Origin of the sequence: Streptomyces lydicus, assembly GCF_000717345.1 — a bacterium.
Classification (GTDB): domain Bacteria; phylum Actinomycetota; class Actinomycetes; order Streptomycetales; family Streptomycetaceae; genus Streptomyces; species Streptomyces lydicus.
This window is the reverse complement of record NZ_JNZA01000013.1, coordinates 13,176-36,676: the sequence shown is the minus strand read 5'-3', so window position 1 is coordinate 36,676 and position 23,501 is coordinate 13,176. Positions and strand designations below refer to the sequence as shown.

Genomic DNA, 23,501 nt, shown 5'->3' with positions numbered 1-23,501 from the left:
CCCGCCGAGAGGGCGGGAAGCGCCCCTTGAGGGGCCCGCTTTGGAATCAGGGCACCGGACAGGGTATTTTTCTTCTGCACGCCCCGGCCGGGACTTCTCCGGCCGGTTCGAGCACCGGGACGTGGCGCAGCTTGGTAGCGCACTTGACTGGGGGTCAAGGGGTCGCAGGTTCAAATCCTGTCGTCCCGACGGTGCAAGCGCAGCTCAGGGGCCCCGCTCCACTTCGGTGGAGCGGGGCCCCTGCGGCGTTTCCGCGTTCCGCGCCCCTGCCCGGCGAGGGCCGGGACGCGTCAGGTGGCCTTCTGCGCCAGCCGCAGCAGATGGTCGGCCAGCGCCTGGCCCCCGGTGGGATCGCGGCTGATCAGCATCAACGTGTCGTCGCCGGCGATGGTGCCCAGGATGTCGTGCAGCTCGGCCTGGTCGATGGCGGAGGCCAGGAACTGGGCGGCCCCCGGCGGGGTGCGCAGGACGACGAGGTTGGCGGACGCCTCGGCCGAGATGAGGAGTTCGCCGGAGAGGCGGCGCATGCGCTCCTCCTTGGCCGATTCGCCCAGCGGCGCCCGCGGCTTGCGGTCGCCGCCCTCACTGGGCACCGCGTAGATCAGCTCTCCCCCGGTGTTGCGGATCTTCACGGCGCCCAGTTCGTCCAGATCGCGGGAGAGCGTCGCCTGGGTGACGGACAGGCCGTCGTCGGCGAGCAGCTTGGCGAGCTGGCTCTGGGAACGGACCGGCAGCCGGTTGAGAATGTCGACGATCCGGCGGTGGCGGGCGGTGCGGGTCTGCGGTACGGCCTGGGCCCCGTTGTGCACCCCGTTGTCCTGCGGCTCGGTCATCGTCTCGTCAGTCTCCGGATCGTTGTTCCCCGTCGGCCCCTTGGCGGGCCGCGTCGAGGACGGCGGGGAGCTTCCGGAGGAACACCTCCGCCTCCGCGTCGGAGACGATCAGCGGCGGGGCGAGCCGGACGACGTCCGGCGCGACCGCGTTCACCAGGAGACCCGCGTCCTGAGCCGCCTGCTGTACGCGTGGCGCGAGCGACTCGGTCAAGACGATACCCAGGAGGAGGCCCGCGCCGCGGACCTGGCCGACCAATGGGTGCGCCAGGGACTCGATCCCCACCCGCAGCTGTTCGCCGACGCGCTTGACGTTGTCCAGCAGGCCGTCCTTCTCGATGGTGTCCAGGACGGCGAGCGCGGCGGCGCAGACGACGGGGTTGCCGCTGAACGTCGAGCCGTGCGAGCCGGGCGTGAGCAGCTCGGCGGCCGGGCCGAAGGCCAGCGTCGCACCGATCGGCAGCCCGCCGCCCAGTCCCTTGGCGAGGGTGATGACGTCCGCCTCGACGCCCTGGGCCGCGGACTCCAGCCAGTGTCCGGTGCGGCCGATGCCGGTCTGGATCTCGTCGAGGACGAGCAGGGTGCCGGTGGCGGCGGTGATCTCGCGGGCCGCCCGGAGGTAGCCGGGCGGCGGCACGACGACGCCGTTCTCGCCCTGGACGGGCTCCAGGATGACGAAGGCGGTGTCGGTGGTGACGGCGGCCCGGAGGGCTTCGGCGTCCCCGTACGGGACGTACTCGACGTCGCCGGGCAGCGGGGCGAACGGGGCCTGCTTGGCGGGCTGACCGGTCAGCGCGAGGGCTCCCATGGTGCGGCCGTGGAAGCCGCCGGCCGTGGAAACCATGTGGCGGCGCCCGGTCAGCCGGCCGATCTTGAAGGCGGCTTCGTTGGCCTCGGCGCCGGAGTTGGAGAAGTAGACCTTGCCGGGCCGCCCGGCGAGGGTCAGCAGCCGCTCGGCGAGGGTGACGGTGGGCTCGGACACGAAGAAGTTCGAGACGTGGCCGAGGGTGGCGACCTGGTCGGAGACCGCGCGGAGCACCGCGGGGTGGGCGTGGCCCAGCGCGTTGACCGCGATCCCCCCGAGGAAGTCGAGGTACTCCTTGCCGTCGGCGTCCCAGACCTTGACGCCCTCACCGCGTACGAGCGGGATCCGGGGGGTGCCGAAGTTGTCCATCATGGCGCCCTGCCAGCGCCGGGTCAGCGCCTCGTTGGTCGCCGGGCCCCGGGTGTGTGCCGCCTGGGTCATACCGCCCCCTCGGTCGTTTCGGCGTCCGGCACGACCATCGTGCCGACCCCTTCGTCGGTGAAGATCTCCAGCAGGATCGCGTGCTGGACCCGCCCGTCGATGACCCGGGCGGTGTGCACGCCGTTGCGTACCGCGTACAGGCAGCCGCGCATCTTCGGGACCATGCCGCTGGCCAGGTCGGGCAGCAGTTTCTCCAGTTCGGAGGCGGTCAGGCGGGAGATCACCTCGTCGCTGCTGGGCCAGTCCTCGTAGAGCCCCTCGACGTCGGTGAGCACCATCAGCGTCTCGGCGCCGAGGGCGGCGGCCAGCGCGGCCGCCGCGGTGTCGGCGTTGACGTTGAAGACCCCGGTGGCCTCCCGGTCCTCCTCGTCGTTGCTGCGGGCGATGGACGAGATGACCGGGATCCGGCCGTCGTCCAGCAGTGCCTGGACCGCGCCCGGGTCGATGGCGGTGATCTCGCCGACCCGGCCGATGTCCACCCGCTCGCCGTCGATGTCGGCGAAGTGCTTGGTCGCGGTCATCAGATGGGCGTCCTCGCCGGTCATGCCGACGGCGAGCGGGCCGTGCTCGTTGAGCAGCCCGACCAGCTCCCGCTGCACCTGGCCGGCCAGCACCATGCGTACGACGTTCATCGCCTCGGGCGTGGTGACCCGCAGGCCGCCCTTGAACTCCGATTCCAGCCCCAGCAGGTCCAGTTGGGCGCTGATCTGCGGACCGCCGCCGTGCACCACGACGGGGCGCAGGCCGGCGTGCCGCAGGAAGACCACGTCCTGGGCGAAGGCGCGCTTGAGCTCCTCGTCGACCATGGCGTTGCCGCCGAACTTGATGACCACGGTCTTGCCGTGGTGCCGGGTCAGCCAGGGCAGCGCCTCGATGAGCGTGCGGGCCTTGGGCAGCGCGGTGTGCTTGCGCGTACTCATGCGCCGGCCCCGCTTCGTGAGGCGGTCCGTGCGCACCGCACGCGGCTCGTGATGATGTTCTCGCTCCGTCCGCTCATGACGAGTACGCGCTGTTCTCGTGGACGTAGTCGGCGGTGAGGTCGTTGCTCCAGATGACCGCGGAGGCGTCCCCGGCGGCGAGGTCGGCGGTGATCCGCACCTCCCGGTAGCGCATGTCGACCAGCTCGCGGTCCTCGCCGAACGAGCCGTTCTTGCAGACCCAGACGTCGTTGATCGCGACGTTGAGCCGGTCCGGCTCGAAGGCGGCGGAGGTGGTGCCGATGGCGGACAGGACCCGGCCCCAGTTGGGGTCCTCGCCGTGGACGGCGCACTTGAGGAGGTTGTTGCCGGCGATGGACCGGCCGACCTCCACCGCGTCGTCCTCGTTCGCGGCGTTGATCACCTCGATCCGGATCTCCTTGCTCGCGCCCTCGGCGTCGCCGATGAGCTGGCGGGCCAGGTCGTCGCAGACGGTGCGGACGGCCTCGGTGAAGGCGTCCTTCTCCGGGACCACGCCGGACGCGCCGGAGGCCAGCAGCAGCACGGTGTCGTTGGTCGACATGCAGCCGTCGGAGTCGACCCGGTCGAAGGTGGTGCGGGTCGCGGACCGCAGCGCCGCGTCCAGGTCCTCGGCCGGCAGGTCGGCGTCGGTGGTCAGCACGACGAGCATGGTGGCCAGGCCCGGCGCGAGCATGCCGGCGCCCTTGGCCATCCCGCCGACGGTCCAGCCTCCCCCCGCCTCCCCGACGGTCACCTGCGCCGTCTTGTGCACGCTGTCGGTGGTCTTGATGGCGATGGCGGCCTTCTCACCGCCGTGCGGGCTGAGCTGGGCGACCGCCTTGTCGACTCCGGGCAGCACCTTGTCCATCGGCAGCAGCAGGCCGATCAGGCCGGTGGAGCACACCGCGACCGTGCCGGCGCCGTGCCCGCCCGTCTCGTCGTACCCCGCCGTGTTCAGCGACGCGGCGACCTTCTCGGCGGTGGCGTGGGTGTCCTGGAAGCCCTGCGGCCCCGTGCAGGCGTTGGCGCCACCGGAGTTGAGGACGACGGCGGACAGCTGGCCGCCCTTGAGGACCTGCTCCGACCAGAGCACCGGCGCGGCCTTGACGCGGTTGGAGGTGAAGACGCCCGCGGCGGCCAGGCGCGGCCCGGTGTTCACCACGAGGGCGAGGTCCGGGTTGCCGTTCTCCTTGATCCCGGCGGCGATGCCCGCCGCCGTGAATCCCTTGGCTGCCGTAATGCTCACGGCGCGACTCCGATCGTGGAAAGTCCGGTGGTCTCGTCGAGACCGAGGGCGATGTTCATGGACTGCAGGGCGCCGCCCGCGGTGCCCTTGGTGAGGTTGTCGATGGCGCTGATCACCACGAGCCGGCCGGCCGTCGCGTCGTACGCGAGCTGGATCTGCACGGCGTTGGAGCCGTACACGGCGGCGGTGGAGGGCCACTGGCCCTCGGGCAGCAGCCGCACGAACGGCTCGTCGGCGAACGCCTTCTCGTACGCGGCGCGCGCCGCGGCGGCGTCCACGCCGGGCTTCGCCCGGGCCGAGCAGGTGGCGAGGATGCCGCGCGGCATCGGTGCCAGGGTCGGGGTGAAGGAGACCGTGACCGGCTCCCCCGCGGCCCGGCTGAGGTTCTGGATCATCTCCGGGGTGTGCCGGTGCACCCCGCCCACGCCGTACGGGGACATCGCGCCCATGACCTCCGAGCCGAGCAGATGCGGCTTGGGTGCCTTGCCCGCGCCGGAGGTGCCGGAGGCGGCGACGATCACCGCCTCGCTCTCGACGAGACCGGCGGCGTAGGCGGGGAAGAGCGCCAGCGAGACGGCGGTCGGGTAGCAACCGGGCACCGCGATGCGCTTGGACCCCTCCAGCGCGGCACGGGCACCCGGCAGTTCGGGGAGGCCGTAGGGCCAGGTCCCGGCGTGCTCGCTGCCGTAGAACTTCGTCCAGTCCGCCGCGTCCTGGAGCCGGAAGTCGGCTCCCATGTCGACGACGAGGACGTCCGGTCCGAGCTGCTCGGCGACCGCGGCGGACTGGCCGTGCGGCAGGGCGAGGAAGACCACGTCGTGGCCGGCCAGCGCCTCGGCGGAGGTCGCCGCCAGCTCCCGGTCGGCCAGGGGAAGCAGATGCGGCTGCAGCGTTCCGAGGCGCTGGCCCGCGTTGGAGTGCCCGGTCAGCGCGCCGATCTCGACGTCCGGGTGCCCCAGAAGCAGGCGCAGGAGCTCACCGCCCGCGTACCCGCTCGCACCGGCCACTGCTGCTCGTACCGTCATGGACCCTCCTCCTTGATGGCATGACTATACGGACAGCAGCAGTTTTATGCAATGGGCTTCCGCGGGCCCGCCCGCAACAAGACCGCCGCCCCAGGTCAGGGGCGGCGTCGTCGCTGCCGCGGGCCGGCCGCCGGCTCACGCGTGCTGCGGCATCTCGTTCTTCAACGAGGTCCGGATCTGTTCGCGCAGCTCCGGGCTGTCCTCATGGCCGTGGACCGAGACCGCGTGATCGGTGGCGGCGCGGACCACTTCCTCCTCCTCACCGGAGATCACAAGGCTGCACTTCGACTCGCTCGGGTAGTCCCGGCAGTCCATCTTCTTGCGCATGGCGCACCTCCTCACCTCCCAGTGTCGGCCCGCGCTCCCGCCCGCGCATACGGCGAATTCCGTATGGCGCGGGCGGCCGGCGCGCTGCTGGAGTGGAGGAGGACCGGGAGGTGAGAGCCATGGGGACATCCGCCGGCAGCACGCGCGGGGCCGCCCTGGACGAGGACCGGGTCCAGCGGTTCCTGGAGCGGGTGATCACCGACGGCGGTGCGGCGGTCGCCGGACTGTGCACCTCCCTCGGCGACCGGCTCGGCCTGTACACGGCGATGGCCGGTGCCGGTCCGCTCACCTCCGCCGAGCTCGCCGCCCGCACCGGCCTGGTCGAGCGCTACGTGCGCGAGTGGCTCGCCGCCCAGGTGGCCGGGGAGTACGTCACCCACGTACCGGACACCGACACCTACGAGCTGCCCGACGAGCACGCCGCCGTCCTGGCCGACCCCGATCTCAGCACCTACGCCGCCGGCTTCTTCACCATGCTCCAGGCGGTGTACGCCACCGAGGACAGCCTGATGGACGCCTTCCGCACCGGCGAGGGCGTCGGCTGGGAGGAGCACGGTCCGGCACTCTTCGCCGGCACCGCGAAGTTCTTCCGGCCCGGTTACACGGCCGCGCTGGTCCCGGAGTGGCTGACCGCCCTGGACGGCGTGACGGACAAGCTGGAGCGGGGGGCGCACGTCGCGGACGTCGGCTGCGGCTACGGCTACTCCACGGCGCTGATGGCCCGGGCCTTCCCCCGGTCGCGCTTCGAGGGCTTCGACTTCCACCGCCCGTCCGTCGACGCGGCCCGCGACATCGCCGACCAGCAGGGACTGGGCGACCGGGTCCACTTCGAGGTCGCCACGGCCCAGGACTTCCCGGGCGACGACTTCGACCTGATCACGTTCTTCGACTGCCTGCACGACACCGGGGACCCGGGCGGCGCGCTGCACCACGCGGAACAGGCGCTCGCCGACGGCGGGACCTGCATGATCGTCGAACCGAACGCCTCGGCCCGTGCCGAGGAGAACACCAACCCCGTCGGCCGGGCGCTGACCGCCGCCTCGGTCGCCGTCTGCCTGCCGTCCGCGCTGGCCCAGCACGGTCCGCAGGCACTGGGGAACCACGCGGGTGAGGAGGCGATGCGGGAGATCGCCGACGAGGCAGGACTGCACCACTGGCGACTCGCCGCCGAGAGCCCCGTCAACCGCGTCTATGACGTCGGGCGTTAACCGCCTGACGCGCCCGGCCGGTCTTCCCCCGGCCGGCCGGGTGTCACCCCCGGCCCCGGTCCGGCCCTGCCTTGACTGGCCCGGCACCCCTCGTACGCTGGGAACATGAGTGCGGCCGCGGAGGCCGGCCTGCGGCGCATCCTCGCCGTCGTGGACCTCCTGATCGACGCCGTGGACGAGGACACCCTGGTTCCGGCGTTGCTCCCGCTGCTGCTCGCCGCGGTCCCCGGCGACAGCATCATCTGGGCCCCCCGGGCCGGCACCGCCGACCGGCCGCTGACCCTGCCCCCCGACCTGCTGAGCCAGGACGTACGGGACGCCTTCGCCCGCGAGGCGGCCACCGACTCCCTGGTGCGGCACACCACCCTCGGCCCCGGCACGCCGATGCGCCGCTCGACGCTCCAGACCCCCGGCGAGTTCCACGCGCTGGCCGCCTACACCGACGTCTACCGGCCGTTCGGCGCCGAGCAGCAGCTGGCCATGTCGTTCCCGGCGGGCTGGGCCGACGGCGCGCCGCGCAAGGTGTGCCTGGCCATCAGCCGCCGCGGCGGCGACTTCTCCGACGACGACGTGCTGGCCGCCGCCCTGCTGCGGACCCGGCTCAGTCACGCCCTCGACCGGCTCGCCCCGGCCGCCCCCGTCCCGGCCGTGGTCACCCGCCGGGAGTCCGCCGTACTCGCCCTGCTGGCCCGCGGTCTGACGAACCAGCAGATTGCCCGGCGGCTCGCGATCAGTCCGCGCACGGTCGACACAGCGTTAGCTGGGGGAGTGCGGTGCCTGGGGGCACCTCCCAGCGGTAGCTGGGGGAGCGTCGCAGGCCCACGGAGATCGGGGAGACACCCCCCAGGCGGCCCGGCGGCCGGGGCGCCGGCTCAGTCGTCCAGGCGCTCCGGACGGGCGGCCACCGACTCCCAGAACTCCGCGTGCGCCCGCTCGTGCAGCACCCCGAGCCGCAGCAGCCGCGCGCGGGCGCGCTGCCGGGGGTCCGCCGCCGGATCGAGCCCGGCGCGCAGCGCGGTGTAGTGCGCGAGCCAGTCGCGGTGCCGGGCGGCCTGCCGGGTGGCGAGCGCGACGATGTCCGAGGGCTCGCCGAGGTCGGCGAAGAAGAGCTTGAGCTGCGCCGGGTCGCGGGTCTCCGCCTCGGGGGTGTCCGGGTCGGCCAGCCAGCGCGCCAGGGCGGTGCGGCCGTCCTCGGTGAGGTGGAAGATCCGCCGGCGGCGCCCCGCGGTCTCGGCCTCCTCCCGCAAAAGTCCGGCCTGCGCCAGCTCCGCCGGAATCCGGTAGAGCTGCGCGTGCAGGATCGGCCAGAAGGGCTGGATGTCGTCCTCGACGCGGGACTTGAGCTCGTACGGCGTCATCGGGCCGTGCCGGGCGATCAGTCCGAGCACGACGTACCTCGCCGGGCTGTACTCCGCCATCCGATGCCGCCTCGCTCCTCTTGACACGTTCTCATTGAGACCATAGCTTCCCTCCCATCGAGACCATATCAATGAGAGGGTTCCGGGTCGGTGTCCCGGCACCGCGCGGAAACCCTCTCCTTGCCGATGAACGGGGAAGACCGATGGCCACGACCACGCCCGAAAGCGCGCCCGCACATCCGCGGGTGCATCCCGAACTGGCCGGTGCGCTCGCCCGGTTGCCGGTGCGGCCGGAGAACCCGTACGCCGACATCGAGGCGGTGCGCGCCAACTTCGCGGCGCTGATGGCACCGCGGATGACCGCCCCCGACCCCCGGGTCACGGTCCGGCACACCTCCTTCACCGGACCGGACGGCAACACCGTCGAGGTCCAGGTGCTCCGCCCCGCCGGGGTCGGCGGCGTCCTGCCGGGCGTGCTCTACATCCACGGGGGCGGCTTCGCGTACGGCGAGCTGGGCGGGCCCAGCCCGATGGCACGCGACGCCTGCGCCGCGGCCGGTGCGGTGGTGGTCAACGTCCACTACCGGCTGGCACCGGAACACCGCTACCCGGCCGGTGTCGAGGACTGCTACGCCGCGCTGGAATGGATGGCCGGGACGGCCGGCGACCTCGGCATCGACGCCGCGCGGATCGCGGTGACCGGAGCGTCCGCCGGCGGCTGCCTGAGCGCCGCGCTCTGCCTGATGGCCCGCGACCGCCAGGGGCCGCGGATCGCCTTCCAGGGACTGCTGATCCCGTGCCTGGACGACCGGGGCCGCACCGCCTCGATGCGGCGGATCACCGATCCCCGTTACGCCAACGGCACCGGCATGCGGCACATGTGGGACACCTACCTCGGCCCGGACCGCGGCCCCGACGTCCCCGCGTACGCCGCCCCGGCCCGCGCCACCGACCTCACCGGCCTCCCGCCCGCGTACGTCCTGACCTGCGGACTCGACCCCCTGCGGGACGAAGGGCTCGACTATGCGCGGCGGCTGGTCGAGGCGGACGTCCCGGTGGAGCTCAGGGACGTCCCCGGCGCCTGGCACCTGTTCGAGGCGTACGCACCCGAGAGCGAGCCGGCCCGCCGCACCACCGCCCACTGGCTCGGCGCCCTGCGCACGGCCCTCGCGGCCGCGCCGGACCGCTCCGCCGCGCCGGCCCGTGCGGGCGGCGACGGGCCCGGCCGGTCCGGGCGCCCCGGCCGATGAGTTCCGGCGCCCGGCGGCGTCCACCCGTCGGGCGCCGGTGCGGAGGGCTTCGGTGTCGGCCAACGGAAGGAACCCGTCATGACCACCATCGACACCGAGCGGGAAGCGGACCGGGCGCGGATCCGGGAGGTGCTACAGGAGCGGGCCGCGGCCACCCGGGACCGGGACGCGGAACGCTTCCTCTCGCTGTGCGCACCGGACCTCGTCGACTTCAGCCTCGCTCCCCCGCTCCAGTACAAGGGGCCGGAGGCGCTGGACCGCGTGGCCCTGGAGGGCTGGTACGCGACCTGGGACGGGCCGATCGAGGTGACGCCGACCCAGGTGGAGATCGCCGTGGGCGGCGACGTCGCCTTCGTCCACAGCATCGACCGGATGCGCGGGACGAAGGCGGACGGCTTCGAGGTCGAGCTGTGGAGCCGGACGACGGTGGGCCTGCGCCGGACCGACGGCGACTGGAAGATCACGCACACCCACAGCTCGGTGCCGTTCCTGATGGACGGGTCGGGGCTGGCCGCGCTGGACCTGACGCCGTGAGGGTCAGTGCGGGGCCGGGCGGCGGCGGTAGGTGACCTTGTTGTGCTGGACGCGGGTGACCTCGACGGTCAGGTGGCGGTCGCGGCCGAGCGGGAAGTGCGCCGTGCAGCGCACCGCGGCGGCCGGCACCGGCCGCAGGTCGCCGAAGCAGCGCACCGCGTCGGGCCCGTGGCGGAACGGCAGCGTCAGCTGACCGCTGATCGTCCTGGCGATCTCGGTGCGCGGAACGGTGTGGGTGCCGCCGTCGACCTCGCTGGTGGCGTCCCGCTCACCCAGCCGCGCCGCGACGAGGGTCACCAGCCCGGCCATGACGAGCGCGGCGAGGACGCCGAGCACCGGGGTGAGGAGGCGTCCGCGGTCCGGCGACGGTGCGCTCACCGCTGCGGGCCCCGCGGGCCGCGGGCCCGCCGCCGGTGGGCGAACGCGCCCCAGCCGGCCGCGCCCAGCAGCAGTGCGGCGCCCAGCGCGGTCGCGCCCGGGCCGCTGCCGGCGGCACCGCCCAGACCGGTGTGCGCGCCGCCCTGCGGAGCGATCTCGTCGTAGCCGCCCTGCGGGACGGACTCGTCGGTCCCCTGCTGGGCGAGCGCCTCGTCCGCCCCGCCCGGGGAGGATCCCGACCCCTCGTCCATACCGCCCAGCGGGACGCTGCCGTCCGTCCCGCCGGAGACGACCATGGTGCCGGTGAAGGTCTGCCGGCCGTGGTCCGCGCCGCCGTGCCCCGCGCTCCCCCCGCCCGGCCGGTCGTACCCCGCACGGTCCGCCCGGCTGCCCGCTCCGCCGCAGGTGACGGTGACCGTGTACGTGCCGGGAGCGGTGCCCTGCGGGACGACCGCGGAGCCGCTCGTCCGGTCGCTGAGCGAGGACAGCTGCAGCGCGGGGATGTCCGCGCCACCGAAGCGCGCCTCGGCCGGCCGGCCCGCGCAGTGCGCGCCGGCGTCGACGGAGAAGGCGGTGCCCGGTGCCACCGTGGCGGGCTCGACGGACACCTCGTGCGCACGGCCGGCGGCGGAGGCGGCCCCGGTGACGGTGTCGCGCACGGTGCCGGTCACGGCGTCGGTGGCGGCGTCCGCCCCGTCGCCGTCACCGAAGAGCAGGACGGAGACCACCAGGGCCCCGGCCGCCACCGCGTACAGGGGAAGGTGACGTATGTGCATATCCCGAGAGAACCGCCCGGCCGGGCGGCGCGCACCTCGATGAGGCGCGCCGGCCGGGCCCCGGCACCGCGGAAGCCGCCGATCCTCGCACCGTTTCCGCAGGTCGGAAGGGTGCGCATGCCCCGGACAGCCGAGCACGCGGGATGGGCTTTCCGGGTGGTGTGCGCGGGCCCGGCGGCTCGCGGTGGGCCGCTCTCACGCCTCCAGCCGGAGGTCCCACTTGCCGGCCCGCCCCATGAGGGTCGTCACCGAAAGCGGCTGGACGTCGATCCGCCAGTACGCGTGCGGCGGCGCCTGGAGCGCGTAGACCAGAGCGGCCCGTACGACGCCGGGCTCGGCGACCGCGAGCAGCCCGTCGGCGTCCTCGACCGGCCGGGTGTCCAGCCAGCCGCCGACGCGGGTGATGAACGCGAGCAGCGACTCCCCGCCGTGCGGGGCGGAGCGCGGATCGGCCAGCCAGTCCTCCACCGCGCGCGGCTCGGCGGCGGTCACGTCGCCGAGCGTGCGGCCGCGCCAGCGACCCATGTCGCAGTCGCGCAGCGCCGGCTGGGCGAGCGGGCGCAGGCCGAGTGCCTCGCCGGTCTCCCGGCAGCGCTCGGACGGCGAGCGGTAGCGCAGCTCGGCGGCGGCGAGCCGGCACAGGACGGGGGCGGCCCGCTCGGCCTCGTGCCAGCCGGCGGCATCGAGCGGGCGGTCGTCGCCGAACCGCGTCTCCAGCAGCGACGAGTTCCGGGCCGCGGCGAGCAGCTTCAGGCGAACGCTCATTCGCCGATGGTAAGAGCAGCACCGCCTTCCGGGGCCATGGTTGGTCGGATCCCGATCAGATCTCGATCGGGCCCGGGTCGATCAGGCCGAGGGTCATCCACTGCTCCGGTGCCACCAGCCGGCGGAAGCCGATCTTCTCGTACACGCCGTGGGCGTCCTTGGTGGCGAGCGTGAGCCGGCTCAGCCCGCTGGGCGTCATGTGGTCCGCGATCGCGGTGACCAGGGCCGTGCCCAGCCCCTTGCCGCGGTCGTCCCGGCAGATGTAGACGTCGCAGAGCCAGGCGAAGGTGGCGTGGTCGGTGACGACCCGGGCGTAGCCGGCCTGGCGCCCCGAACCGGCCTCGTAGAGGCCGAAGTTGAGCGAGCCCGCGACGGCGCGGTCGTGCAGCTCCCGGGGACGGTCCAGCGCCCAGTAGGCGTCGGTGGCCAGCCAGCGGTGGACCAGCCCGGCGTCCAGGCGGGCCGGGTCGGTGGAGATCTCGTAGCCGTCGAGGGCGTGTGCGGTCATGCCGGGAGATTCGCAGAAGGGCCGGGGCGGCGTCGAACCGGTTGCCGCCCGGCCCGCCGCCCCGCGTCCCGCCCGGGCCGTCAGCCCACCGCCACGCCCAGTTCCGTACAGGCTGTACGCAGCCGGCGGACCCCTTCGGTGAGTTCGCCGGTGCCGGTCGCCGCGGCGAAGCTCAGCCGCAGGTGCGCGGCCGGCGGCTCGGCGGCGAAGTACGGGCGGCCGGCCGCGACCGCGACCCCCGCCCGCAGCGCCGCGCCGGTCAGCGCCGCCTCGTCGGTGCCGTCGGGCAGCCGCACCCAGAGCTGGTAACCGCCGGGCGGTACGTACAGGCCACCGACCTCCGGTTCCCGGCCGTACGTCGCGCCGTGCCCGAGCCCCCGCTCCACCAGCGCGGGCAGCTGCGCCCGCAGGGCGGCCACCAGCGCGGTGCGGCGGGCGGTCAGCTCCCCGGCGATCAGCCGCAGGTGGCGGGGCCAGGCCGGCGATCCGACGAGTTCGAGGGCGGCCTCCTGGAGCGGCCCGGGCACGAAGAAGTTGTCGACGACCTGGATCGCGCGCAGCCGGTCGAGGACCGGGCCGCGGGCCGCCAGGGTGCCCACCCGCAGGTTGGGCGAGGTGGCCTTGGTGAGCGAACGGATGTGGACGACCGTGCCGTTGCGGTCCTCCGACATCAGCGTCGGCGGCAGCGCGGGGGCGTCGTCGTGGACCAGCAGCCGGGCGAAGTCGTCCTCGATCACGAACGCGCCGGCCTCACGGGCCACCCGCAGCACCTCGCGCCGCCGCTCCCCCGCCAGCACCGCACCGGTCGGGTTCTGGAACAGCGGCTGGCAGACGAAGAGCCGCGCGCCGCTGGCACGGAAAGCCTCGGCGAGCAGATCGGTGCGGACCCCGTCCGCGTCCATCGGGACGGGCACCGGCCGCAGCCCGGAGGCGCGGGCCACGGCGAGCATCCCGGGGTAGGTCGGGGACTCGACGAGCACCGGGGCGCCGGGCGCGGCGAGCGCGCGCAGCGCGGCGGTCAGCGCGTTCTGGCCGCCCGCGGTGATCAGCACGTCGCTCGCCGCGAGCGCCCCGCCGGGGCCGCCGATCTCCCGCGCGAACCAGGCGCGCAGCTCCGGGACGCCGTCGACCGGCGGCCGGCTCCAGGCCCCGGGCCGGCGGCCGGCCCGCGCCAGGGCGGCGGCGAGGGCGCGTTCGGGCTGGAGGTCCGGGTGGAGGTAGCCGCCGTTGAGCTCGATGACGCCGGGGGCCGGCCTGGCGAGGGTGGCCACCACACCGGAGGCGTCGACGCTGCGCGGCACCTGGTCGCCGCCCGGCTCGGCGCTCAGCGCGATCTCCTGCCAGGAGGTGTCGGCGGGCCGGGGCGCCTCGGTACGGGGCTCCGCGCGGAAGGCGCCGGCACCGGGGCGGGTGACGACCAGGCCCTCGGCGACGAGTTCGGCGAGCGCCCGGGACACCGTCACCGGGCTGACGCGATGCCGCTCCACCAGCGCCCGGCTCGACGGCAGCTTCTCTCCCGGAGAGTAGCGGTTCAGCTGGGTACGGAGGCTCGCGGCCAGTTCGGCGACACTGCTACGCTCTTGCATGAGAGTCAACGATAGCGCTATTGCTTCCTCCCCGATAGCGGTCAGCACCCCGGCAGCCGACGGTCACGCCGCCCCGGCCGACCCGGCCCCGGTCCTGACCCCGGAGGCCCCCGCGGCCGCCCCCGGCGTCCGCGGCACCCCGGCCACCCGCGGCGTGCTGTTCGCCGCTCTCGGTGTCGCCGCCTTCTCGCTCACCTTCCCCGGCACGGCCTGGGCGCTGGAGGGCATGGGGCCCTGGACGGTGGTGATGCTGCGCAGCGTGCTGGCCACCGTGCTGGCCGGCGGCGCGCTCCTGGCCTTCCGGGTGCGGGTCCCGGAGCGCCGCCACTGGGCGGGGCTGGCGGTGGTCGCCGGCGGGGTGGTGCTCGGCTTCCCGCTGCTGACCACCCTGGCGCTGGAGACGTCCACGACCTCGCACGCGGCCGTCGTGGTCGGTCTGCTGCCGCTGACCACCGCCGCCTGCTCGGCGCTGCGCACCGGCGCGCGGCCCTCCCGTACGTTCTGGATCGCGTCCCTGATCGGCGCGGCCGTCGTGATCGCGTTCGCCGTGCAGCAGAGCGGCGGGGCACCCGGCCGCGGCGACCTGTTCCTCTTCCTGGCGCTGCTGGTGTGCGCGGCCGGCTACACCGAGGGCGGCCGGCTGGCCCGCCACATGCCCGGCTGGCAGGTCATCGGCTGGGCCCTGGTGCTGACGTTCCCGCTGACCGCGGCGGGCGCGGCGGTCGCGCTGTCCACCGAACCGCTGCGGCTCACCGCGCACGCGGTCGCCGGGCTGCTGTGGCTGGCGATCGGCTCGCAGTTCGTCGGGATCCTCGTCTGGTACCGGGGGATGGCCGCGATCGGCATCGCCCGGGCGAGCCAGCTCCAGCTCGCGCAGCCGCTGCTGACCCTGGTGTGGTCCGTGCTGCTCCTCGGCGAACGGCTGCCCCCGGCCGCCCCCGCGGCGGCACTGGCCGTGCTCGCCTGCATCGCGGTCACCCAGCGGGCCCGCGGGTGACCCGGACCCGCCCGGAAGCCGCTGCTCCCCCAGGTGCGGCCGCCGCTTCCGGACGTAAACTTGCCGAGATGGCAGGTACTGCCCTCCGGGCTCCAGGAGACCCGTAAACCGTTGAAACCGTTGGCCGTTCAACCGCTCGGCCGTCGCCCCGGCGGCCGTCCGGAGCGCATGGCCGCCTGAAACAGGGAGGACCCCTGATGCATGCGACCAAGGGCGACCGGCTGGTGGTGCACGGCAGGACCGTCGGGCATCACGACCACGTCGTCGAAATCATCGAAGTAATGGGGACGAACGGCGATCCTCCCTACCGGGTCCGTGCCGAGGACGGCCACGAGGCGATCATGTCTCCCGGCCCCGACTGCGTCGTACGGCACGGGAAGACCGACGACGTCGACCCCGGCCGGTAAGGACCTGCACGACACCACCACGGCCGCGCGGGTCGGAGGGTCAGGCCCTCGCCGCGCCGCCGTAGTGATCCCGTACGACCCGCGCCAGGGCCCCCACCCGGTCCTTGGCGACCTCCTTCGCCGAGAAGTAGACATGGCCGCCGACCTGCGGGTAGCGGCGGGCGAAGGTGAGATGGCGCGAGAGTTCGGCCGGGTCCTTCCAGCCGGCCGGTTCGCTGTCCCCCGCCTTGTAGAGCGCCTCTCCGATGTAGAGGTCGACGCCGGTGCCGTCGACGGTGCGTGACCACCACGGCACGAGTTCGGCGTAGTCGGCGGCCTTGGTGCCGATCGGCCAGTAGACCTGCGGCACGATGTAGTCCAGCCAGCCCTCGCGTACCCAGCGGCGGGTGTCGGCGTACAGGTCGTCGTACGTCTGCACCCCGGCCTGCGTACGGGACCCCTGCGGGTCGCTGCCCAGGTTGCGCCACACCGCGAACGGGCTGACGCCGAACAGCACCCGGCGCCCCTCCTGCTGTCCGCCCGCGTCGAGCCGCTGCGCCATCGCGTGCACCAGCCGGTCGGTGTTGTCCCGCCGCCAGTCGGCCCGGCTCTCGAAGTCGCCGCCGTACTCCTCGAACGCGTCGTCGTCGTCGAAGCTCTGCCCCGCCGCCGGGTACGGGTAGAAGTAGTCGTCGAAGTGCACCCCGTCGACGGGGTAGCGCGCGACCGCGTCCAGCATCGCGTCGAGGACGAAATCGCGGACCTCGGGCAGCCCCGGGTTGTAGTAGAGCTTGCCGCCGTACGGGACGACCCAGCCGGGGTGCCGGCGGGCCGGATGGTCGGCGGCCAGCCGCCGCGGGTCGGTGTGGTTGGCGACCCGGTACGGGTTGAACCAGGCGTGCAGTTCGAGGCCGCGCCGGTGCGCCTCGCGGACCGCGAAGTCCAGCGGGTCCCAGCCGGGGTCGCGGCCCTGCACCCCGGTGAGGTACTGGGTCCAGGGCTCGTACGGGGACGGCCACAGCGCGTCCGCGGTGGGGCGCACCTGGAAGAAGACCGTGTTGAGCTTGCGGGCGACGGCCGTGTCGAAGTGGGCGCGCAGTTCGCGCTGTTGCCCGTCGGCGGTGAGCTTGGTGCGGGAGGGCCAGTCGAGGTTGGCGACGGTCGCCAGCCAGACGCCCCGCATCTCGCGGCGCGGCGCGCCCGCCGAGGGCATCGGCGCACCCGCGGTGAGCAGCGAGGAGGCCGCGCCCAGCGCGGCCACCGCAAACCCTCTTCGTGTGATCCGTCTCATCAAAAGTCCCCAGGTTGTCCGGTTCGTCCCGTCCTGAGGGCTCAGAATGCCTGCCCCGGCCGCCTTGGCACAGCACCGCGCGGAGTAACGTCGGGGCCGAGGCGGGCGTCGGACCCTTACGGCGCCGCCGGTCCTGAAGAACAGCGAAAGGCACGAGGTGACCAACTCAATCGCCGACATTGCACGCGTCGGAGTGGTCGGCTGCGGCCAGATGGGCGCAGGCATCGCTGAGGTGTGCGCCCGCGCCGGGCTGGACGTCATGGTCGCCGAGACCACCGGCGAGGCACTGGAGCTGGGCCGCACCCGCTTGACCAACTCCCTCGGCAAGGCCGCCGAGCGCGGCAAGCTCACCGTCGCGGAGCGCGATGCGACGCTCGACCGGCTGAGCTTCACCACCGATCTCGGCGAGTTCTCCGACCGCGATCTGGTCATCGAGGCCGTCGTCGAGAACGAGCAGGTCAAGACCGAGATCTTCCAGGTCCTCGATCAGGTGGTCACCCGCCCGGACGCCATCCTGGCGTCCAACACCTCCTCGATCCCGCTGGTGAAGCTCGCGGTGGCCACCTCCCGCCCCGACCAGGTCATCGGCATCCACTTCTTCAACCCGGCCCCGGTGCAGAAGCTGGTGGAGCTGATCCCCGCCCTCACCACCGCCGAGGAGACCATCAAGCGCGCCGAGGGACTCGTCCAGAACGTCCTCGGCAAGCACGCCATCCGCGCCCAGGACCGCTCCGGCTTCGTCGTCAACGCCCTGCTCATCCCGTACCTGCTGTCCGCGATCCGGATGTTCGAGTCGGGCATCGCCAGCCGCGAGGACATCGACAACGGCATGGAGCTGGGCTGCGCCCACCCGATGGGCCCGCTGAATGTACGAGGAGTACAAGGAGCCCCTGTACGCCGCTCCCCCGCTGCTCCAGCGCATGGTCGACGCGGGCCGGCTCGGCCGCAAGTCCGGGTCGGGCTTCTACCCGTACTAGAGAGTCCGACGACGCCGCCAACTGGCGCTGCTTCAGGGGGAGTTCACCTGGAGCAGCGCCAACTGCATGAGCGCCCCAGGGTGGCTCGCACGCCCCCGGGGCCCCTCAGCCACTGAGCCCTGCCCAGCCGGCGTGGCCTCTACCGAGGGGGCAGCCCTGTGAGCACGTAAGCTGACAGGAAACCGGCCGCGACCTGGGACTTTGCGTCTTTCAGGGCTGGCGGGGGCTTGCCCGCGTTTCAAGCCCTGCATCGGTGCAGGCGATGGACGATGGCTGCGCTTCGCCCTCTCCCCTGGGGTGTCCTCGTGGGCACGACGCCTGGACGAACTGGCGTCCTCCGAGCAGCTGAGTGCCGGCCTGGTGGTGACGGGCGGGTTCGGCCCCACGCGCGGTCGAAATCGCCCCAAGGGAGCCGCCCTCCAGAACACCCCTCGGTCACGGCACCCTCTCGCTTCTCGCCGTCTTCGACGCGAGCGCGAAGACGCCTGGCTTGGCGACTGCCCGCCTGCTTGTACAGCTTCTCCAACGCGTGCGCCCTTATCCCAAACCACCACGGCGGTGTCGCTTGGCCAAACATCCACGTCCGTGTCCAGTGCTGCCTACTCTGATCACCAGCCGGTGGCGGGAGAGGCGTCGGCGAGAACGTCGCGCAACAGGGGTGTGGAGCATGGGACTTATCGCAGTGCCGCTGACTGATGGCGACAAAGAGCCCACAATGCTCGAAACCGACATCGAGCTCGTCGGCTCAGATCTTGAACTTGCAGCAGGAGATGCTGGTGTGGCGGCCCGGGCCCGCGTGTCTTTGGACGATGCCATGGCTCAGGTCCGGCCGACGCTTACCCGTGTGGTTGACACGTTGCGGGAACTAATACTCCAGCTGCAGATCGTGATCAGGCGTCATGAGACGCTGCCCTTCATGATCGCCAAGCTGCAGTGTGTGGTGTTGGACTGTGCCGATGTCGTTGAGCTGTCCCGGTTCTACCAGTCGCTTCTCGGCGGCGTAGTGAACCAGCCGGATCCGCGGTGGTCGCTCGGCGAGGGATGGGCGACGCTCCACACCGACGGTGGGTTCGTGATGGCCTTCCAGCGTGTGGAAAACCATCAGCCGCCGCGGTGGCCGGACTCCGCTCACCCCCAGCAGTTCCACCTCGACCTGGGGGTCAAGGATCTGGAACGAGCCCAGGAAGAGGTCTTCAATCGGGGCGCCACACTGCTCGACGAGGGTGATGGACAACGGAGTTGGCGCATCTTTGCCGACCCGGCAGGACATCCGTTCTGTCTCGTCCGGGACTGACAGGGCGCACCGAAGGGGTGCGGCCACCGGTGATCATCGTGAGTTGTGTGGACTAACGACGAGGCGGTGGCCGCAGGCCACAGCATAGATCCCGCCCGCTGGCGGGAGGCGTTCGAGGTGGCCATGAGCCGGGTCGCGGACCGGTTCAGCCGCTACGAACCCCGCCTGCGGGCCGGGCGGTTGGTGCTGGGCCCGCTGTCGGACCTGCCGCGCAAAAACTGCTGGACGATCGCGGAGTGGGCCGGCGAGGCCAGCCCGCACGGCATGCAGCATCTGCTGTGCCGGGCCGTGTGGGATGCCGACGCCGTCCGCGACGACGTGCGCGAATACGCCGTCGAGCACCTCCACGACGAGGCAGCGGTGCTGGTCGTCGACGAGACCGGCGATGTGAAGAAGGGCACCCACACCGTCGGGGTCCAGCGCCAGTACTCCGGCACGGCCGGGCGGATCGAGAACTCCCAGGTGGCCGTCTACCTCGTCTACGCCGGCGAGCGGGGACACGCGGCGGTGGACCGGGAGCTGTACATTCCGCGCTCCTGGACGTGCGACCAGGACCGCTGCCGGGCAGCGGGGCTCGGCGAGGACACCGTCTTTGGGACCAAGCCGGAACCGGCCCGCACGATGATCGAACGCTTCCTGGGCGCCGGACACCAGGTGGGCTGGGTCACCGGGGATGAGGTCTACGGCGGCAACCCGAAACTGCGCACGGCTCTGGAGGAACGCGGCATCGGCTATGCCCTCGCTGTGGCCTGTTCGGCCGAGGTGGCCACCGGTGCGGGCACGTTCCGCGTCGATACCCTGATGAAAAGGGTGCCGAAGCGGGCCTGGCAGAAGCTATCGGCTGGACGCGGTGCGAAGGGACAGCAGGTTCTACGACTGGGCCGTGATCGATTTCACCGAGGCGGCGCCGGGCAGCCGCCAGCTCCTGATCCGCCGCAACCCCACCACCGGCGAACTCGCCTACTACCGCTGCTTCTCACCCCAGCCGGTGCCGCTGACCGAGCTGGTGCGGGTCGCCGGATCCAGATGGCGTGTGGAAGAGACCTTCCAGACCGAGAAAGGGCTGGCCGGGCTCGATGAGCACCAAGTCCGTCGCTACCCCTCCTGGACCGGCTGGGGCACCCTCGCGATGCTCGCCCACGCCTTCCTCGCCGTCGTCCGCACCGACGAACACGCCCGCAACCCCGCTCCGGACGGGCTGGTCCCACTGTCCTGCAACGAGATTCAGCACCTGTTCATAGCACTCGTCGTCCAGCCCCTCCACCACATCGCCCACCGACTCGGCTGGTCCGACTGGCGACGCCGCCATCAGCAGCGATCACGCACCAGCTATCACCGGAGACAAGCCGCATCCCAGACATGAAGATCACGATCTACAGCTGGAGCACTAGGGTGCCGTCCGCGACTTCATATTCAGCTCACGTCACGGGCTTGTGGGCAATCAAGCTCTTCAGATCTCGAAGAACGAGTACGTCGAGCGTGCCACCAACTCCAGATTGTGTGCCCCACCAGAGCGAACGCAACAGCCACTGCGATGAATCGAACAGCATTCCAGGTATTTGTGACAATCAAACCTTGCCCACGCGACTCCCCGGCCAAGCGCATAGAGGTCTCGTAAAAGGCTACGAGCGGAATAAGCAGCCGAAAGAAGAGGCCGCCGACGCCTGGCACTCGCGCGACGTTTCCCAAGATCCCAAGAGGTGCCCCGAATGCAAACGCCAGCACTCCCCATACCTCAATTTTAGAACCTGAACCCGAGGCGCCGGCTTGCAATCCGTCCGAAGGGGCGGCAAGAATCGAATCCTTAAATAGGTAGTAAGTAACCACCCCGATGGCCAGTCCAAGAGGCGCAAGAATGACGGATTCAATCTTGGATTGACGGAAGTAGCCCACCAGAAATGCGTAACAGGCCCATGACCACCCGCCGGAGAAAATGACATCCACGACTACACTGGCGGGACTGTCCAATTTTCCAGCAAGAGGGCCTAGTAGGCCAAGCAACAAGCCAACCCCGAGTGGCGCTGTCAGCGACAAAGCACGAGCGCCCGAAAAGCTTCCGATTTCTCTTCCCCGTCCAGTCTGAGCCCAAGTGAAGACAGTAGAGCCTGGGTCCACACGGGTGCCCGTGTGGACCCAGGGTCGCATGCTAGTCGAACCCGCCTAGTAGGAATTCATCCCGTAACGCGGGGGGTCACATTCAAGCGTTATTGTAGTAGGCGTAGCAAGTGTACGCCAGGCCAATGGTTACATTGGCGTAGGAGGTCTTGTTCTTCGGTACCCATCCGCTTGAATAGTCGATGTTACGAACCCTCACGGTAGTCAGGTGACCCGTATCCGCGAGGTAGTTCGAATAACACTTCTTTCCATTCGAACCCGCCGATTCCCACCCATAGCACCACGTGCCATGAGTGACTTCTTTGCAGGTATTTCCCAACGGTCGGGCAGCCGAATCGTTGATTTCGATCTTTACCACACCCCACTCAGAGGGGTTACCCAGCTCCGCGGGCGGCTTCACCCCGTCACCGCGTGTGTGGATTACGGGCCGCCCGGCCGTGAGGCCGTCGGTGGGCTCAATCCCGGTATTGTCGGTGGCGGTGTCGCCCTGAAGGCTGTATGCGGCTGCCGGGGTGGCAAAGCTGCAAACCGCGAGCGCCATGCTCACAAAGCCAAAAGTTATCGCTCTTCCTATTTTCCTCACGATATCCCCCTGTTCAACCCCCGTGTGAGGTCTCGGGAGGATCCTCTATGAAGGAATGGTGGCAGTCAATCAGATTGAACTGCTTTGGCCGGTTCGTGGACCCGACTTGGTGCACACTGTCCATCTTTTACCCGAATTAGCGCATTGATTTCACCCTTCCCCTCCAATAGGCGCTGTGGCAGGTGGCCTGATCTTTGCGCACTGATTCAAAGGCGGTGGATCCTGTCAATCCGTTTATCCGCGGCCGGACCCATGCAAGGCGGTTGGTGGAAAGAATGGCTTCCCGTAGGCGAACGGTCAATCAACGTCCCCCGAGCCCCGGGGCCCGCCAGTTCCGTCCGCGGTCCGGCGCAACGCCGGGCGCGGGCCTTCCTTCCTCGGTCCTGCTCCGGCCCGAGCTGTTACGAAGAGCGCCGGCGCGGCCGAATCGGGGATGGCCCAGTGAGCCGCGACGAGGCGGGGACGAATTCCGCGCGCGGGACCGGCTCGACTTCGAATGCATCCTGACCGGAACCGGCTCCGACCCCTGCCACCTCCAAGCTGTCGGGGCCGAGCATCAGGACTGCGGGTCGGGAGCCGACCGGGCCGCTCTCCCGGTGCAACTTCCTCGTGCCGCCCCGTGGTCACGGCCCTAACCGGTTCCTGCTGTCGCGCTGATCGTCGAGGCGGGCCGTCAGGTCGGGCCAGTGCAATGTCCCTGAGAACCGCTCGGGGGAAGGAACCGGCGGGCGGACTCCGGGCCGGCGGGCGCCCGTCCGCCGGCTTCGGCCCCCGTGGGGAGTTCCGAGTCAACTCCCCCGCGCGGACGGGCGGGAGCGTGTGCGCCGCCCCGCTCGGGGTGCACGCTTCACACCCCGTGTGAACGCCCCCGCACGCCCGTCACGCTCCGTCACTTCACACGGGGTGCGAAACGCGGACCCGCACCTGCCCACCGCACACGCTCCCGTCCTTCACCGCAGCGCAGTTGACTGATGCGCGTACGCACCACGACGCGATGACCGAAGGAATGAGGAGCGGACCGTGACCGCCCACCCCGAACCCGATCTGGTAACCGCCGACTTAGCGGAGCTGCGCCGTCAACTCGACGTCCGCACCGCCCGGGTCGACGGCCAACTCGCGCTGCTCGCCCAGCGCTCCGAGCGACACGAACGTGACGCGGACGAACTCACCGTCCGCGTCACACGGCTGGAAACCACCCGCTGGCCGCTGCCGTCCCTCGCCGCGCTCACGGGGCTCGCGGCACTGGCGATCGCGGTCTGGCAGGCGCTGGGCCGATGACCGGCGGCCGGGCCGGCCCCGGGCTGCCCCGGACCGGCCCGGCGGCGCTCACCCCAGCCGGAGGTGGTGCAGCATCAGCAGGGCGGCGGCCATGTTGGCGGCCGGCACCTCCCCCCGCGCCACCATGTCGGGGACCAGCTTCAACGCCACCCACTCCCGCCGGTCGGACTCGAAGTCGTCCTGCGGCAGGCCGAGGTACTCACCCTCGTCCGACCAGTAGATGTGGTGCCGGGCGTCGGTGAGGCCGTTGGACGGCTCCACCGTGAGCAGATGCCGGAGGGGCCCGGGACGCCACCCGGTCTCCTCCTCCATCTCGCGGGCGGCCGCCGCCGCGGGGTCCTCGCCGTCCTCGACGACCCCGGCGGCCAGCTCCCACCCCCAGGTGTCGGTGATGAACCGGTGCCGCCACAGCAGCAGCACCTCATTGGCCTCGTTGACCACGGTCGCCACGGCGACCGGCCGCATCCGGATCAGGAAGTGCTCCAGATGCCGGCCGTCGGGCAGCTCCACATCGGCCAGATTGACCCGGAACCACGGGTTCGCATAGACGGGCTTCTCGCTGAGATTGTTCCAACGCACGTAACTGCCACCTTCCGCTGAGGAGC

The 23,501-nt window shown here is 71.7% G+C and carries 22 protein-coding genes, 1 tRNA gene and 3 pseudogenes; 11 read left to right on the top strand and 15 right to left on the bottom strand.

The genetic code is table 11. From position 1 onward, the window contains the following. The first annotated feature begins 115 nt into the window (after positions 1 to 115). Positions 116 to 189, top strand: a tRNA-Pro gene (locus OO62_RS14345). Positions 190 to 290: 101 nt separating this feature from the next. Here the strand turns inward: OO62_RS14345 and OO62_RS14340 are convergent. From OO62_RS14340 to OO62_RS14315, 6 genes are all read right to left on the bottom strand, one after another. After that, on the bottom strand, positions 291 to 833 hold the full coding sequence (locus tag OO62_RS14340) for an arginine repressor (RefSeq protein WP_033267777.1): 543 nt from the start codon (positions 831 to 833) through the stop codon (positions 291 to 293). A 7-nt stretch (positions 834 to 840) separates the two neighbouring features. Further along, positions 841 to 2,076, bottom strand: a complete 1,236-nt coding sequence (locus OO62_RS14335) for an acetylornithine transaminase (RefSeq protein ID WP_033267776.1) — start codon at positions 2,074 to 2,076, stop codon at positions 841 to 843. Further along, entirely contained in the window at positions 2,073 to 2,996 is a 924-nt protein-coding gene (gene argB / locus OO62_RS14330) for an acetylglutamate kinase (RefSeq protein WP_033267910.1), read from the bottom strand. Before argB ends, OO62_RS14335 begins: the two co-directional genes overlap by 4 nt. Before the next feature lie 73 nt (positions 2,997 to 3,069). After that, positions 3,070 to 4,260 (bottom strand): bifunctional glutamate N-acetyltransferase/amino-acid acetyltransferase ArgJ, encoded by a 1,191-nt coding sequence (gene argJ / locus OO62_RS14325; RefSeq protein WP_033267775.1) that lies wholly within the window; start codon positions 4,258 to 4,260, stop codon positions 3,070 to 3,072. Next, complete coding sequence (gene argC / locus OO62_RS14320; protein ID WP_033267774.1) at positions 4,257 to 5,285, bottom strand: N-acetyl-gamma-glutamyl-phosphate reductase; 1,029 nt, start codon at positions 5,283 to 5,285, stop codon at positions 4,257 to 4,259. The genes argJ and argC overlap by 4 nt, the downstream gene beginning before the upstream one ends. Before the next feature lie 135 nt (positions 5,286 to 5,420). Then, positions 5,421 to 5,612 (bottom strand): DUF1059 domain-containing protein, encoded by a 192-nt coding sequence (locus tag OO62_RS14315; protein ID WP_033267773.1) that lies wholly within the window; start codon positions 5,610 to 5,612, stop codon positions 5,421 to 5,423. 119 nt (positions 5,613 to 5,731) lie between these two features. Between OO62_RS14315 and OO62_RS14310 the strand changes: the two genes are divergently transcribed. After that, a complete protein-coding gene (locus tag OO62_RS14310) occupies positions 5,732 to 6,820 on the top strand; it encodes a class I SAM-dependent methyltransferase (protein WP_033267772.1) in 1,089 nt (362 codons plus the stop codon). 105 nt (positions 6,821 to 6,925) lie between these two features. After that, positions 6,926 to 7,525, top strand: a pseudogene (locus OO62_RS41535) (helix-turn-helix transcriptional regulator); the annotation flags it as partial. 167 nt (positions 7,526 to 7,692) lie between these two features. On the opposite strand, the gene OO62_RS14300 reads toward OO62_RS41535, so the two are convergent. Then, positions 7,693 to 8,238: a PadR family transcriptional regulator gene (locus OO62_RS14300; RefSeq protein WP_033267771.1), complete on the bottom strand. Its 546-nt coding sequence runs from the start codon at positions 8,236 to 8,238 to the stop codon at positions 7,693 to 7,695. Positions 8,239 to 8,381: 143 nt separating this feature from the next. On the opposite strand from OO62_RS14300, the gene OO62_RS14295 reads away from it, so the two are divergent. After that, on the top strand, positions 8,382 to 9,428 hold the full coding sequence (locus OO62_RS14295) for an alpha/beta hydrolase (RefSeq protein WP_063739013.1): 1,047 nt from the start codon (positions 8,382 to 8,384) through the stop codon (positions 9,426 to 9,428). A gap of 78 nt (positions 9,429 to 9,506) precedes the next feature. Next, the gene (locus OO62_RS14290) at positions 9,507 to 9,962 is read left to right on the top strand and encodes a YybH family protein (RefSeq protein WP_051733189.1); all 456 of its coding nucleotides are present in this window, start codon (positions 9,507 to 9,509) and stop codon (positions 9,960 to 9,962) included. A 3-nt stretch (positions 9,963 to 9,965) separates the two neighbouring features. Here the strand turns inward: OO62_RS14290 and OO62_RS14285 are convergent, their stop codons facing one another. The 5 genes from OO62_RS14285 to OO62_RS14265 all read right to left on the bottom strand — a co-directional run bounded on the left by OO62_RS14285 (position 9,966) and on the right by OO62_RS14265 (position 13,975). Continuing rightward, positions 9,966 to 10,340 (bottom strand): DUF4333 domain-containing protein, encoded by a 375-nt coding sequence (locus OO62_RS14285; protein WP_033267770.1) that lies wholly within the window; start codon positions 10,338 to 10,340, stop codon positions 9,966 to 9,968. Beyond that, positions 10,337 to 11,116, bottom strand: coding sequence for a hypothetical protein (locus OO62_RS14280; RefSeq protein WP_033267769.1), 780 nt, complete (start codon positions 11,114 to 11,116; stop codon positions 10,337 to 10,339). The genes OO62_RS14285 and OO62_RS14280 overlap by 4 nt, the downstream gene beginning before the upstream one ends. 195 nt (positions 11,117 to 11,311) lie before the next feature. Then, positions 11,312 to 11,881, bottom strand: a complete 570-nt coding sequence (locus OO62_RS14275) for a histidine phosphatase family protein (RefSeq protein WP_033267768.1) — start codon at positions 11,879 to 11,881, stop codon at positions 11,312 to 11,314. A 55-nt stretch (positions 11,882 to 11,936) separates the two neighbouring features. Continuing rightward, the gene (locus OO62_RS14270; RefSeq protein WP_033267767.1) at positions 11,937 to 12,389 is read right to left on the bottom strand and encodes a GNAT family N-acetyltransferase; all 453 of its coding nucleotides are present in this window, start codon (positions 12,387 to 12,389) and stop codon (positions 11,937 to 11,939) included. Between the two features lie 80 nt (positions 12,390 to 12,469). Further along, positions 12,470 to 13,975, bottom strand: a complete 1,506-nt coding sequence (locus OO62_RS14265) for an aminotransferase-like domain-containing protein (RefSeq protein WP_033267766.1) — start codon at positions 13,973 to 13,975, stop codon at positions 12,470 to 12,472. Here OO62_RS14265 and OO62_RS14260 point away from each other — a divergent pair. Then, positions 13,974 to 14,972 (top strand): DMT family transporter, encoded by a 999-nt coding sequence (locus tag OO62_RS14260; protein WP_033267765.1) that lies wholly within the window; start codon positions 13,974 to 13,976, stop codon positions 14,970 to 14,972. The two genes, OO62_RS14265 and OO62_RS14260, sit on opposite strands and share 2 nt — an antisense overlap. Positions 14,973 to 15,169: 197 nt before the next feature. Continuing rightward, positions 15,170 to 15,379 carry a DUF1918 domain-containing protein gene (locus tag OO62_RS14255; protein WP_033267764.1) on the top strand — a complete coding sequence of 70 codons (210 nt, stop codon included), beginning with the start codon at positions 15,170 to 15,172 and terminating at the stop codon, positions 15,377 to 15,379. 40 nt (positions 15,380 to 15,419) lie between these two features. Here OO62_RS14255 and OO62_RS14250 read toward each other — a convergent pair whose 3' ends face one another. Beyond that, entirely contained in the window at positions 15,420 to 16,571 is a 1,152-nt protein-coding gene (locus OO62_RS14250; protein WP_450259837.1) for a glycoside hydrolase family 10-like protein, read from the bottom strand. A gap of 247 nt (positions 16,572 to 16,818) precedes the next feature. On the opposite strand from OO62_RS14250, the pseudogene OO62_RS36475 reads away from it, so the two are divergent. The 3 genes and pseudogenes from OO62_RS36475 to OO62_RS36470 all read left to right on the top strand — a co-directional run bounded on the left by OO62_RS36475 (position 16,819) and on the right by OO62_RS36470 (position 20,283). Continuing rightward, positions 16,819 to 17,626, top strand: a pseudogene (locus OO62_RS36475) (3-hydroxybutyryl-CoA dehydrogenase). A gap of 916 nt (positions 17,627 to 18,542) precedes the next feature. Then, positions 18,543 to 18,920 (top strand): VOC family protein, encoded by a 378-nt coding sequence (locus tag OO62_RS14240; RefSeq protein WP_033267906.1) that lies wholly within the window; start codon positions 18,543 to 18,545, stop codon positions 18,918 to 18,920. A gap of 123 nt (positions 18,921 to 19,043) precedes the next feature. Further along, positions 19,044 to 20,283, top strand: a pseudogene (locus OO62_RS36470) (IS701 family transposase). A gap of 834 nt (positions 20,284 to 21,117) precedes the next feature. On the opposite strand, the gene OO62_RS39590 reads toward OO62_RS36470, so the two are convergent. Continuing rightward, positions 21,118 to 21,576: a lactococcin 972 family bacteriocin gene (locus OO62_RS39590; RefSeq protein ID WP_228332626.1), complete on the bottom strand. Its 459-nt coding sequence runs from the start codon at positions 21,574 to 21,576 to the stop codon at positions 21,118 to 21,120. Positions 21,577 to 22,638: 1,062 nt separating this feature from the next. Between OO62_RS39590 and OO62_RS14225 the strand changes: the two genes are divergently transcribed. Beyond that, positions 22,639 to 22,896: a hypothetical protein gene (locus tag OO62_RS14225; protein ID WP_033267762.1), complete on the top strand. Its 258-nt coding sequence runs from the start codon at positions 22,639 to 22,641 to the stop codon at positions 22,894 to 22,896. Between the two features lie 48 nt (positions 22,897 to 22,944). Here OO62_RS14225 and OO62_RS14220 read toward each other — a convergent pair whose 3' ends face one another. Next, positions 22,945 to 23,475: an NUDIX domain-containing protein gene (locus OO62_RS14220; RefSeq protein ID WP_033267761.1), complete on the bottom strand. Its 531-nt coding sequence runs from the start codon at positions 23,473 to 23,475 to the stop codon at positions 22,945 to 22,947. Positions 23,476 to 23,501: the final 26 nt, after the last annotated feature.

Bases quoted from the DNA above. Each gene is read 5' to 3' on its own strand.
- argC (WP_033267774.1), bottom strand. From the start codon at position 5,285: ATGACGGTACGAGCAGCAGTGGCCGGTGCGAGCGGGTACGCGGGCGGT.
- OO62_RS14340 (WP_033267777.1), bottom strand. From the start codon at position 833: ATGACCGAGCCGCAGGACAACGGGGTGCACAACGGGGCCCAGGCCGTA.
- OO62_RS14280 (WP_033267769.1), bottom strand. From the start codon at position 11,116: ATGCACATACGTCACCTTCCCCTGTACGCGGTGGCGGCCGGGGCCCTG.
- OO62_RS14335 (WP_033267776.1), bottom strand. From the start codon at position 2,076: ATGACCCAGGCGGCACACACCCGGGGCCCGGCGACCAACGAGGCGCTG.
- OO62_RS14240 (WP_033267906.1), top strand. From the start codon at position 18,543: ATGATCGCCAAGCTGCAGTGTGTGGTGTTGGACTGTGCCGATGTCGTT.
- OO62_RS14300 (WP_033267771.1), bottom strand. From the start codon at position 8,238: ATGGCGGAGTACAGCCCGGCGAGGTACGTCGTGCTCGGACTGATCGCC.
- OO62_RS14290 (WP_051733189.1), top strand. From the start codon at position 9,507: ATGACCACCATCGACACCGAGCGGGAAGCGGACCGGGCGCGGATCCGG.
- OO62_RS14270 (WP_033267767.1), bottom strand. From the start codon at position 12,389: ATGACCGCACACGCCCTCGACGGCTACGAGATCTCCACCGACCCGGCC.
- OO62_RS14265 (WP_033267766.1), bottom strand. From the start codon at position 13,975: ATGCAAGAGCGTAGCAGTGTCGCCGAACTGGCCGCGAGCCTCCGTACC.
- OO62_RS14250 (WP_450259837.1), bottom strand. From the start codon at position 16,571: ATGCCCTCGGCGGGCGCGCCGCGCCGCGAGATGCGGGGCGTCTGGCTG.
- OO62_RS14260 (WP_033267765.1), top strand. From the start codon at position 13,974: ATGAGAGTCAACGATAGCGCTATTGCTTCCTCCCCGATAGCGGTCAGC.
- OO62_RS39590 (WP_228332626.1), bottom strand. From the start codon at position 21,576: ATGGCGCTCGCGGTTTGCAGCTTTGCCACCCCGGCAGCCGCATACAGC.
- OO62_RS14315 (WP_033267773.1), bottom strand. From the start codon at position 5,612: ATGCGCAAGAAGATGGACTGCCGGGACTACCCGAGCGAGTCGAAGTGC.
- OO62_RS14295 (WP_063739013.1), top strand. From the start codon at position 8,382: ATGGCCACGACCACGCCCGAAAGCGCGCCCGCACATCCGCGGGTGCAT.
- OO62_RS14310 (WP_033267772.1), top strand. From the start codon at position 5,732: ATGGGGACATCCGCCGGCAGCACGCGCGGGGCCGCCCTGGACGAGGAC.
- OO62_RS14275 (WP_033267768.1), bottom strand. From the start codon at position 11,881: ATGAGCGTTCGCCTGAAGCTGCTCGCCGCGGCCCGGAACTCGTCGCTG.
- argB (WP_033267910.1), bottom strand. From the start codon at position 2,996: ATGAGTACGCGCAAGCACACCGCGCTGCCCAAGGCCCGCACGCTCATC.
- OO62_RS14255 (WP_033267764.1), top strand. From the start codon at position 15,170: ATGCATGCGACCAAGGGCGACCGGCTGGTGGTGCACGGCAGGACCGTC.